The sequence below is a fragment of the Pirellulales bacterium genome (assembly GCA_036499395.1).
Taxonomy (GTDB): Bacteria; Planctomycetota; Planctomycetia; order Pirellulales; family JACPPG01; genus JACPPG01.
Window position 1 is genome coordinate 1 of record DASYDW010000082.1, and the last position, 11,071, is coordinate 11,071.

The 11,071-nt window shown below is 59.4% G+C and carries 10 protein-coding genes; 7 read left to right on the forward strand and 3 right to left on the reverse strand.

Features of this window, described 5'->3' with window-relative positions:
* The 4 genes from VGN12_15680 to VGN12_15695 all read left to right on the forward strand — a co-directional run.
* Positions 1-133 (forward strand): IS5/IS1182 family transposase (locus VGN12_15680; protein HEY4310891.1); only part of this gene is annotated, 133 nt, incomplete at its 5' end.
* Positions 134-162: 29 nt separating this feature from the next.
* Positions 163-1,617 (forward strand): dockerin type I domain-containing protein, encoded by a 1,455-nt coding sequence (locus tag VGN12_15685; GenBank protein HEY4310892.1) that lies wholly within the window; start codon positions 163-165, stop codon positions 1,615-1,617.
* Between the two features lie 72 nt (positions 1,618-1,689).
* Entirely contained in the window at positions 1,690-2,745 is a 1,056-nt protein-coding gene (locus VGN12_15690; protein HEY4310893.1) for a DUF1559 domain-containing protein, read from the forward strand.
* The gene (locus VGN12_15695; protein ID HEY4310894.1) at positions 2,742-3,110 is read left to right on the forward strand and encodes a hypothetical protein; all 369 of its coding nucleotides are present in this window, start codon (positions 2,742-2,744) and stop codon (positions 3,108-3,110) included. Before VGN12_15690 ends, VGN12_15695 begins: the two co-directional genes overlap by 4 nt.
* Positions 3,111-3,195: 85 nt before the next feature.
* Here VGN12_15695 and VGN12_15700 read toward each other — a convergent pair whose 3' ends face one another.
* Positions 3,196-4,320: a prenyltransferase/squalene oxidase repeat-containing protein gene (locus VGN12_15700; protein ID HEY4310895.1), complete on the reverse strand. Its 1,125-nt coding sequence runs from the start codon at positions 4,318-4,320 to the stop codon at positions 3,196-3,198.
* A gap of 247 nt (positions 4,321-4,567) precedes the next feature.
* On the opposite strand from VGN12_15700, the gene VGN12_15705 reads away from it, so the two are divergent.
* A complete protein-coding gene (locus VGN12_15705; GenBank protein ID HEY4310896.1) occupies positions 4,568-6,469 on the forward strand; it encodes an ankyrin repeat domain-containing protein in 1,902 nt (633 codons plus the stop codon).
* Between the two features lie 75 nt (positions 6,470-6,544).
* On the opposite strand, the gene VGN12_15710 is transcribed toward VGN12_15705, so the two are convergent.
* Positions 6,545-6,988: a GAF domain-containing protein gene (locus VGN12_15710; GenBank protein HEY4310897.1), complete on the reverse strand. Its 444-nt coding sequence runs from the start codon at positions 6,986-6,988 to the stop codon at positions 6,545-6,547.
* A 145-nt stretch (positions 6,989-7,133) separates the two neighbouring features.
* On the opposite strand from VGN12_15710, the gene VGN12_15715 reads away from it, so the two are divergent.
* Entirely contained in the window at positions 7,134-7,583 is a 450-nt protein-coding gene (locus tag VGN12_15715) for a PGPGW domain-containing protein (protein HEY4310898.1), read from the forward strand.
* Positions 7,584-7,720: 137 nt separating this feature from the next.
* On the opposite strand, the gene VGN12_15720 is transcribed toward VGN12_15715, so the two are convergent.
* Complete coding sequence (locus VGN12_15720; GenBank protein HEY4310899.1) at positions 7,721-9,010, reverse strand: hypothetical protein; 1,290 nt, start codon at positions 9,008-9,010, stop codon at positions 7,721-7,723.
* Between the two features lie 290 nt (positions 9,011-9,300).
* On the opposite strand from VGN12_15720, the gene VGN12_15725 reads away from it, so the two are divergent.
* A complete protein-coding gene (locus VGN12_15725) occupies positions 9,301-10,854 on the forward strand; it encodes a serine hydrolase (protein ID HEY4310900.1) in 1,554 nt (517 codons plus the stop codon).
* The last annotated feature ends 217 nt before the right edge of the window (positions 10,855-11,071 follow it).

Below are 11,071 nucleotides of genomic sequence, written 5' to 3' on the forward strand. Positions count from 1 at the left end.
ACGCACGCACTCCTGGCTCAACCGCGCACGGCGCTTGTTGATCCGCTGGGAAAAGAAAGCCGCGAATTATCTGGGCCTGCTCCATTTTCAATTCGCTATCGTCGCCTTGAGAGCCGCCAAGGTTCTCGGATAGGCTTTAAGCACAGACGGAGCGGGTTTCTGATGGAATTCAGCAAGGTGCGGTTGTTGGCGGTGATAACCGTGGGACTAGCAGCGCAGGCGAGTGTCGTTGTCGCCCAAAATACCCCGATCACGAAATTCACGCCGGGGGACTTGGTCGTGATGCGCGGTGGCGACGCCACGCATTCGGAAAATGACTATGCGACGGGTGAGGTGCCCATGTACCTCGACGAATACACGCCGACGGGCTCATACGTCGGCACCTACGCGATTCCCACCGACGTGATGACGCTGCCGGGTATCGGGCTGGCAAGCCACGAGGGGCATCTGAATATCTCGGGCAACGGTCAGTACATCGACTTTGCCGGTTACCAGCAGCCGGTGGACCCAAACACCGCACGCGTCACCGATGGCAGCGGCATGGGTCCCTACTATCAAATCGGCCAGGTATCGACGAGCGGCGTCTTCTCGCACACCGCGTTGAATGCAACCGTCGCCAGCCCGCAATACCTACGCGCCGCATACTCGAACGACGGCAGCGAGATGTGGGTCGCCAGCAAATATAACGGTCCACCGGGGCAGGGCTTTGGCGGCGGCTTGGAATACGTCGCGAATTTCGGCACGTCGGGTGCTACGACCACCGCACTGCAGGGAAATACCGATTGGCGCAATGTGCAAATCGCGGGCGGGCAACTCTACGGCGGCACCGGGTCGAGCTCCGTAGGAACGCATGGCTTCTATGCGATCGGCGCCGGAGCGCCTACGTCGCCGACACCGACCAATACTTTGCTGACGCCGCTGTCAGATAATTCGACGACCGCTTTCGGCTTTGTCACATTGCCAGGGACGCAACCCATCAATGGGGTCGCCGGCACACCGAACGTCGCTTACGTCGTCGGTGATCCGTCCGGGAATGCCTACATCGGCAAATTGTATTCCGCCGGTGGCACCCCCTTGAGCGCCAACAATCTGACATACGCGTCACGCGAGTCCATCAACGCACTAGGCTCGCCCGAAGGGCTGTCCGTTCAGATCGATCCAACGAATAGCAAGTGGGTCGATATCTTCGTGCAGACCTCGACGGGCGTTTACGAGGCCATCGACAAAAGTGGATCCTCGAACGGTGATTTTGGAACGCTCACCTTCAATCAAATCGTCAGTAGCACGAGCGATACGTACTTCTACGGGCTGACGATGATCCCCGCCGCTGCTCCTCAGGCGTTGACGGGGGATGTAAATCATGACGGCATCGTCAATGGGCAAGACCTGGCCTTGGTCTCGAGCAATTGGTTGCAAACCGGTTCGATGGTCACTGGCGACGTCAATAACGATGGCATTGTCAACGGTCAGGACTTGGCGCTCGTGTCGTCTAACTGGCTGGCAACGAGCGGCGCTGGCGCCGCCGTTGCCCCCGTCCCTGAACCGGGCAGCATCGCACTGGCGGTACTGGCGATGCTCTGCGGGGGCTACCCACTCGTTCGCAGACACGCGAAGTGACACGGCCTTCCGACGCCAGCGTACCGTGTTGCGTGCAGCGCATTTAGCTAATTCGAGTTCGGGTATTTCGAAATGACTGTTCCACGAGGGGGCGATTGCAGCCGTGGCTTTACGCTCGTCGAATTGCTGGTCGTGATCGCGATCATCGGCATTCTGATCGGCTTGCTGCTGCCGGCCGTGCAGGCGGCGCGCGAGGCGGCCCGCCGCGCGCAGTGCAGCAACAACATGCGACAGATGGGGATCGCACTGCACAACCAGGTCAGTCGGCTGAATAGCTTTCCGGCTGGCGTACCGAACGCGGCCAAGAACAAATGGATTACCGGCGGAACGCAGGCCGGCGCCGTGTGTCAGGGGCCGAACTGGGTGAGCATGATCGCCGGTGACATGGAGGACGCCCGCACCATGCAAGACCTGGAAAATTGCATGCAACAGGATTACAGCGGCTGCGATGACTGCTCGCATCCAGCCTCGGACGTCGGCGATTACTTCGACGCCATCGGACAAGTGACGCCCTGGTACTTGCTGTGTCCCAGCGCCGACACGATGGACTGGCAACTGGCCAGTTGGAGTTTGGAGGGACTCGGCAAAGGAAATTACGCCGGCAATTGGGGATCGAAGGACTACAACTCGTACGCCGACAATACCACGGCTGGCATGTTTGGTGTGGTCGATCTGGGGAGCTTTGTCGCTCAGAACGATCCGCGCTGCCCCGGCACGTGGAAGATGGGCTACGGCCGCGGCACCAGGCCCTCGGACGTGATCGACGGCCTTTCGAACACGGTGATGGTCAGCGAAGTGATTGGTTATGACAGCTACCTGGACGCCCGCGGCTGTTGGGCGGCCAACGCCATGGGATCGTCGATCTTCACGACGATGTACACGCCCAATTCAAAAATGAACGACTATATCCCGATGTGCGAGCCGAAAATCTCGGATGGAGATCCGTTGCATTGCACGCAAAATCAAAAGGATGGGACGGTTTTTGCGTCGGCGCGCAGCAAGCACCCGGGGGGCGTGATCGCGATGTACGCCGATGGCTCGTCAAAATTCACGGCCGATTCGATCGATGCCACGGTGTGGAAGTCAGTCTCGACCCGCGCCGGCGGTGAATCGGGAACCGCGCCATGACCGGTGTACAGTGCGCCGCGGTGGCGGCGCTGTTGTCGCTGGCCACGGTCGGATGTTCGCGCAACGCGGCTCCGCCGGCTAATAGCGATGTCCTGGCATGGCCGGTAACGCAACTGGCGGATGCGGCGGCGAGCGCCAAGCAATTCAAAACTGTCTTCGCCACCGGCACCGCGCCCGACGAAAAACAGCGAAAGCGCTATGCCGAGGGGATGTACATCGTTACCGAAATTCATCCCAATTCGGAAGACGCGGCCGACCTGCGCGTGAAGGTGCTAGACGGTAATAGTGCCGAGCGCGGCGAGGTGACCTGGACTGTGATCCGCGAGGCGGGCAAATGGAAGCTAAAGTCGGCGCCCCTGCCGTGAGTGGTTTTCGCGTACCGGCTCGTCTAGCAGTGTCTTTCCGCAGCTCTGCATTGCTGGACAAGCCAACAGCGGCACCCAGCGAGGCCTAGGGCTTCGCTTCCGAATCCGCCAACGCGTCGCAGGCGGCCAGCGCCATCAATGCGAACGATGTCCCGGCATTCGAAATATAGTGGGCCCGGTCGCAGAACAGCGAGCGGGTAAACCAGCGGCCGCTCTTGCGCTGATGCGCTTTCAACCATTCAACACCGCGGACCAGCCGTGGGTCGGTGGCCGGAATGCCTGACCGGCGAGCGACGAAAACGACAAAGCCGGTGCCATATCCGTCGCTGGACACTGTGTCTTGTGGTGATTTGTCACGGCGTTCCCATGTTCCCAGTTGGGCGATACCCCAACCGCCATCCTCATGCTGCAGGCTGAGCAGTTCGTCGACGCACTCTTTTCGTTGCGAGTCGTCCATGAACTCAGGCAGATACGTCGCGGCCCAAAGCAAAAACGCGCGATGATGCAGCGACGGCGGCGGATTGGCCGCGAAATAGTCGTGCAGCTTTTTGATGCCGGCCTGCGCGGCGGGGGTGCTGGCGTAGCCGTCGGGCGCAATTCCAACGCCGATGGCGGCCATCGTGGCGCCGAAATAGTCGTCGTCTTCGTAGGGAGGCCAGTGGCAGACCTTATACCAGTCGAAGCCGCCGTCTTCGCGCTGTACGGTCCAGACACGATCGAGCGCTTCCTTGGTGAGCGGGTGGAGCTTGCCGGTGGTTTGCGCGTCATTTCCGGCGAGCGTGGCCGCGGTCATGACCACTTCGGCGTCCCAGCGAGGTCCCTTCGCCGGCCAACGATCCGAGACCAGCTTCTCGGCGTAATTGCGCACCGTGCTATGGGCGATCACGTCGCTGGAGACGGCAGGCCGCGAAAGTAGATACAAATAATTCGTGTGGCAGGTCATGCAGCCGAAAGTCTTTTGCCAGCCGACCGCCGCTACATCGAGATAACGCGCTGCCTTGGCCGCGGAAAATTCTTCGGCCAGCGGCTCGGCGGGGTCGTTCTTGCCGGGGTTGCCGACGTTTTCGAGCGTCACCGGCTCGTCGGAGTCTTCTGCGTAGGCTGACGAAGCGCCGCACGACGCTAGGGCGATCGCGACGACCACGGCAAGCCGAATGCTCGGCGCCAAGGATCGCCAAGCAACAACACGGTGCCAGAAATTGTGACGCATCGACATGCTCCCAAGGCAGTTAAGAATCAGTCGTCGCCGGTTATCCTAAACCGTCGTTCGTGCGATTGCCATGCGCGGCTTACCAATTCGGAAAGGACTTGCAACCCGTCCAGCGTAGTTCTTACAGCTTGCGCAGGCACGGATGTGGAATCGACAATTGCTGGGCTACACGAGTTGTGCGAGTATAAGAGGAGGGCAGCACATATCTTTGCGATGCGTCGGCAAGCCTAGGGCCTGGGCTTCATCCATGAGTCGCAGCCATAAAAAAAGCACGTTGCGTTTCTTTACCAGTGGGTTATGGCTTGTCGTTTTGGCGTCATCGGCATCCTGCACGCAATCGCCTGCACCGGTGCCGGCAGAGAACGCCGTTGCTAAATCCGAAGCCGATGTACAGCCAATTCATCTCATACCTGCCGAAGGTGAGGAGGAAAATGTTCCGACCGGGTTCGAGGCGCTGACATCTTATATAGAGGAAGGAAAGTCCGACAGCATTATCACCGTCTTAAATGCGGATCCGACTTGGATCAATTTTCGGGACCACGATGATTTCACGCTATTGCACTACGCCACTCAATACGGCAAGGTCGAGGTAGTCGAGTGGCTGCTTAATCATGGAGCGGATGTCAATGCAGTTGGTATCAACCATCTCGCGCCTTTGCACTTGGTTGAGAATCCTGAGATTGCGGCACTCCTGTTACACAAGAAGCCGGACCTGACGGTGCAGAGTAACGGCAAGACTCCCCTCCAATATGCGGTCGACAATCTAGTCCGCCCAGACGGCATACATCACAAGGACATCTGGTATGAGATCATCCGGTTGATGCTGGATGCCGGTGCTGAATATGACATCATTACGGCGATTGATTTGGACGATCTCGACCGAGTCACAGCAATCCTGAAAGAGTCTCCGGAACTCGCGAGTCGTCTCCGATTCGATAGCCCTCTGCGCACGGCGGCAGCCCTGGGCCGTCTGGAGATTTGCCAGTACTTGATCCGCGAACATCATGTAGATGTGAACGACCTGGAAGGTGGATATGGCTTTCCCGTAATCCAGATGGCGTTGGCATATCCCAACGTCGTGAAGCTTTTGATTGAAAGCGGCGCCAATGTAAAGGCTAGGATTACCGGCCAGGGTGGCCCATCGGGCGTCATGTTTGTCGGCGACGACGCGACGCTATTGCATTACGCCGCTTGCGTCGGAGTGCCAGAGACGATCGATATGTTGATCGACAATGGGATCGACGTTTTTGCTCATTCTCGCCCCGGGTATCAAAAATTCGATTACCCAACCGCGCTCGAAGTAGCGTCACTCTTTGGCAAGGCCGACAACGCTCGGGCGATTCTCAAGCATCCCCGTTTTGCCGAGGCCGATGTCAAGCTTCGGCAGGAGCTTGTGGATAAGTGCCTTCTGATCGCGGGCCGGTCCCCGCAGTACGTACACGCGTACCTGTTCCAAGGAGGACGCTATCAGTGGCCGGAGCTGGTGGAGCTGCTACTCGAGAATGGTGCAGATCCAAGCGGCAGTGAAGGCGGACGAAACGTCGTGCTGATCGTGGCTGAGGAGATTCACCCCACGTATCTGAAGCAGAATCGAGAGGCGAAGGACATCATCGCCAATCTGATTCGGCATGGCGCGACGCTGGACATCGTTTCCGCCGTCGCCATCGGCGATGAGGCACAGGTATCTCGATTGCTGAACGAGAATCCTGAGGCCGCCAGTTCACGGCATCCCAATGGGTATCCCGTGCTGCACTTTGCGGTAGACATGAACTACCAAAGAATCGTCGCGGCGCTTTTGAAAGCTGGTTGCGATGTCGACATACGAAATGAGTGCGACGGAACCGGTTATTTAGGTCAAACGGCCTTGCATAGCGCCGCATTCTGGGGCCATTACGATATTGCCAAGGTGCTGATCGAATCGGGGGCGGATGTCAACGCGCTAACAGACCGAAGAAACACGCCGCTGCATGAAGCGGCCCAGTGTGGCAGCACAAGGGTGTTGCGGTTGTTGCTCGAAAACGGTGCGATACCGGACGCCGTAGGCAAGGATGGCGAGACGCCGCTGGATTGGTGCCGTCAGATGAACCGCACAAATGCTGCTGAAATCGAGGAGATCCTTCGTGCGCACATTGTGGTAAAGGCCAAATGAGTAACTGTCGACGAATGACGGATTGCCACTAGCGGGTAATGATCGGGGGCTCGTTACTGTGTCGCTTGTTCTGCTTCAACGGCCCAATCGTGCGGCGACGGCGTTTAGCAACGCCTCGTCCGATGCGTCGAAGGCGCCGACGGCGTCCGAGTCGGCGTCGATCTGGCCGATCACTTCGCTGGCGTGATGAATCAGCACCACGATCTCGGCGCGGGTTGTGGTCGAGCAGGCGAGGTAATTCGCAACCTCGCGAACGTCGGCGATCAGTTGATTCTTGCCCTGCGCGATCGCGGTGCCGCAGACCCCCTGCCCTACTGCAATTTGGGTATGCTCGGTCGGCTTGCCGACGAATGGCCCCAGCGTGAGCGTATGCCCCGCCAGCCAGTAGATGCCCACCCATTGATAATGCGAGAAGCTCTTGGCGATTAATTGCATGGCGACCGTGGGGGGATCAGCGGCGCCGGCGAGTGCCGCATCGAGTTCGGCGAGGAATCGGGCGGCACGGTCTGGTTGGATCATGCTTCGAGAACCAATACAAGTGCGCGGGGAGCGAATAACGCTATGGTATCAACATCGGTGGCGGGATCGAGCGAGCGTGACCGACGTCACGGGCCGATCCGAACGATGACCTACTGTTTACTTGACCTCTGTGAGCGATTTATCCGTGACGTTCGTTGAACCACTTTTTGATTACGCGCGGTCGCACGTTTCGCTGTTAGTGGCTTCGGTCGCTGTGTGGATCGTGTCGGTGGTGGTCACGTTGTGGGTGGCCCGGTATTACCTGGTTTCGATTCCGGCCGACTATTTTGCGCATCCTCATCGGCCGCTCGCGGCGTGGCAGGGCTCGCATCCGGCCCGGCGCTGGGCGTTGCTCGTGGCGAAGAACGTGCTGGGGGCCGTGTTTCTCGCGGCGGGGCTGGTAATGCTGGTGACGCCGGGATCGGGCTGGATCGCGCTCTTGTTGGGGCTTTATCTATTGGATATCCCTGGCAAGCGTGCGGTCGAGCGGCGAATTCTGCAGCGGCCGGCGATTTTGCGCTTGGTCAATCGGGTGCGCGCCGGCGCGGGGCAACCGCCGCTGGTGTTTGAGTTGCACGCAGCGGCGGTGCGTTGAAAGGAGGCCTTCGAAGATTCCGTCGCTGGCGCTTCGGTCTGGTGTGCTTAACCCAACACGCAAATCGGCACTGCTGGGCAAGCCAGCAGTGGCACCCGCACGGACCGGAGAGTCGTGGTGGGCGTTAAGGAATCGCGTTACTTCTTCGCGCCGGGGGCGGGCGATTCGTCGACCAGCTTCAGGGCGTTCTCAATCAGGATCTCGCCGGTCATTTCGCCGAGCGAGGTGTTCGAGACGTATTCGTAGCGCTTGAAGCTGGCGAAGTCGACCTTGGTCAGGATGTAGCCGAAGGCATCGTTCGTCAGGCCGAACAACATATTGTTCTCGCCCTTCATGTGCCGCTTGATGTAGTAGCCGATGTTCGGCAGGGCCTCGCCCGGAATGGTGAGAATCTGCGCATTGCCGATATTAATCAGGTTCATGCGAGTGCTGACCGACTTGTCGTCGTTGTGCGGATATTTCAGCGGCGAGGCCAGGATAATCGTCCACATCAGCCGCGATTCGACCGGGAACTTGACCTGCTTCGAAAAGCAGGCCAGCGGCGGATCGGTCTGTGTTTTGGCGTCCTTCACAATTCGTTCGGCTTCGCTGGCCATGAGGTGGCCGATGCGCAGGCATTCGTCCCACACGCGGGCGTCATGCCACTTGGCATGAACCGGATCCGAGGGCTTGTCGAGGATGCGATTGTCGGCCGTGACCATTCCGCCTTGCGCGCCGTTCATGAACATGCCCATTCCGCCGAGATCGGCTTCGAGCTTGTCGCAGAGCGGGCCGACCAGGTCGGGGCTGACCAGGCCGACGCCGTTACCGAGAACTTCTGGATGGACGGCGTAGTTGACCAGCGTCACGATCGTCTTGCCAGCAGGCGTGAGGGCCTGGATCACGCTCATCCGCGGGTCATAGAGTTCCGGAGCGTAATAGTTGTAAGCGATCTTGCCCTGCGCCTCGCCGGTCGCGATTTTCAATTGCGCGGGCTGAAGATTATCCAGCGCCTGGTTGATGGCGACCGCCGCTTGGTTGCTGACAAAGTCCATGTACTTCAAATCGCCCGACGGCTTGCCATCCAGCCCGGGAAAGCCGTAACAATCCGGCGCGCTGTGCGTGTGGGTCGAGCCAATCAGAATATTGTCGGCCGGGATGCGCGGGACTTGCTTGTGAACGCGGGCACACAGCACCGAGGGAAAGCCGAGCAGATCGAGCTGCACGATCGCGACCTTGGTTTCACCCTGCTCGAAAACCACGGCGCGGGCTGTCAGATCGCCTTGCTTCGCGGTGGCCGGCCGACCAGCGCCGACTCCACCCGAGACGGGCAACAACGGATCGGGCGTGATGATCGCTTTGCCGACGCCGACTTTCAGCTCGGCATGAGCCATTGCTGGGAACGAACAGGCGAGAACGAACAGCGGCAGCAGGAGGTAGCGGTGCATGGCGAGTTTTTGCGGGGTGGGGTGACGATTGAAAAGACGTATTTACTAGGCCTCAATTACTAACCTGCACGACGGGGGGTCTGCAAGAGCCAGGGGATGATGCCAGGTGCTTTTCGGGCCCGTATCGCCCGCGGGGAGGCCCATTCTGGCGGCTTTACCACGGCGCGGCGTCTGCATGTTCGATTTCTGCGGGCAGTCGTGATGGAGGGGATCGCGGTTCTCGTGCTATTTTTCCGATGGAGAGGAGCCCGATCGGTTTGCTCCCGCGCACCCAATTTTGGTTTCTGAAAATGCAAATCGTTCGTCCCTCGATCGTGTTGTACATGCTCCTCCTCCTGGCTCTGGCTACCGGGGTGCGTGCGGCAGAGCCCGTCGCTAGTTCGATCAGTCGTGAGCGCGTGCAAGCGGCGGTTGGCAAACTGGATGTACTGGCCGGCGATACTTTGAAGCGGACCGGCGTGCCTGGCATTGCGATCGTCGTCGTTCATCAAGACGAGGTGGTGTTCAAGAAAGGGTTCGGTGTTCGCGAGGCGGGCAAGCCGGAACTAATCGACGCCGAGACTGTGTTCCAGGTCGCATCGGTTTCGAAACCAATCACGTCGACCGTGTTGGCGGCGCTGGTGGGCGAGGGGAAAATCGCGTGGGACGATCGCGTCATCGATCATGATCCGGCCTTTCGCATGTATGACCCGTACGTGACGCGCGAGCTTCGATTGCGCGATCTCCTCTGCCATCGCAGCGGACTGCCGGACCATGCCGGCGATTTGCTCGAGGACATTGGCTACGACCGACAAGAGATCTTGCGACGTTTGCGCTTTCAACCGCCGGACAGTAGCTTTCGCGCCGGATACGCCTATACGAACTTTGGGTACAGCGAGGCGGCTTACGCGGTCTGCCTGGCACCTGGCAAGTCGTGGGCCGAGGTCGCTGATGAGAAGCTCTTTGGCCCGCTGGGCATGAAGTCGTCGAGCTTTCGTTTCGCCGATTACGAGAAACATGAAAACCGAGCTCGTTTGCATGTCCCGATCGAGGGAAAGTGGACGCCGAAGAACAAGCGTCAGCCTGACGCACAGGCGCCGGCCGGCGGCGCGAGTACCACGCTCAATGACCTCGTAGCCTGGATGCGGTTGCAGTTGAACGACGGGCAGATTGACGGACGGCAATTGATCACGGCCGCGGCCCTGGCAGACACGCATACGCCGCAAATGCTCTTGTCCTTCAACGCCGAGCAGGGACGACAGGTTTCCTACGGTCTGGGCTGGAACGTCAGCATCGAACGGGGTGGTCGAGTTTTCTGGAAACACTCGGGCGGTTTCTCGCTGGGTATGCGGACCGAAGTGTCTTTTATGCCTACAGAGAAAATTGCGATTGCCGTGTTGTCGAACGCCGGATCGACCGGCGTGCCCGAAGGGCTGACCGAGAGCTTTTTCGATCTGGTCGTAGCGGGCAAACTGGAGCGCGATTGGGTGGAATTCGCCAATCGCATGTTCGACGAGGAGACCAAGCGAGAGCTAGGAGCGCAAACCGATTACAGTCACCGGCCTGATGCGCCGACTTCGCCTTTGCCGCTGTCCGCGTATGCGGGCAAGTACGCCAATGAGTTGTTTGGCACGATCGAGCTAACCGTCGCAGAGGAGAAGCTGACGCTGCATGTCGGCCCGAAACCGATCTCGTACGAGCTGCGTCACTGGGATCGGGACGAGTTCACGTTTCAGCCGGCCGGCGAGTCAGCCGGCGGACTGTCCGGCGTGCGATTCTCGATCGATGCGGCTGGTCAGGCCGACCAGGTGTTGATCGAGTATTTGAACTTGCACGGACAAGGAACGTTTGCTCGGGTGAAGTGAACCGCGATTTCTGCCGCCGAAGAGACTTTTCCCATGCGATCCGAGGTGCGTGCGGTGTTTTTTATGAGCGATATCGCTCAACTCCGTCCCTGACGCCGATTTGCCTACTCTCGCCACGACGCGTATAGTTACTCGTGTTGGAAGAGCAGATCTGAAGCAAATCGGGCCAGCCGGCAGGCTCCTTGCGTGTAAGCCGAAGTGGTGCGACGCCTCGAGA

Bases quoted from the DNA above. Each gene is read 5' to 3' on its own strand.
- VGN12_15690 (HEY4310893.1), top strand. From the start codon at position 1,690: ATGACTGTTCCACGAGGGGGCGATTGCAGCCGTGGCTTTACGCTCGTC.
- VGN12_15685 (HEY4310892.1), top strand. From the start codon at position 163: ATGGAATTCAGCAAGGTGCGGTTGTTGGCGGTGATAACCGTGGGACTA.
- VGN12_15695 (HEY4310894.1), top strand. From the start codon at position 2,742: ATGACCGGTGTACAGTGCGCCGCGGTGGCGGCGCTGTTGTCGCTGGCC.
- VGN12_15710 (HEY4310897.1), bottom strand. From the start codon at position 6,988: ATGATCCAACCAGACCGTGCCGCCCGATTCCTCGCCGAACTCGATGCG.
- VGN12_15700 (HEY4310895.1), bottom strand. From the start codon at position 4,320: ATGCGTCACAATTTCTGGCACCGTGTTGTTGCTTGGCGATCCTTGGCG.
- VGN12_15720 (HEY4310899.1), bottom strand. From the start codon at position 9,010: ATGCACCGCTACCTCCTGCTGCCGCTGTTCGTTCTCGCCTGTTCGTTC.
- VGN12_15725 (HEY4310900.1), top strand. From the start codon at position 9,301: ATGCAAATCGTTCGTCCCTCGATCGTGTTGTACATGCTCCTCCTCCTG.
- VGN12_15705 (HEY4310896.1), top strand. From the start codon at position 4,568: ATGAGTCGCAGCCATAAAAAAAGCACGTTGCGTTTCTTTACCAGTGGG.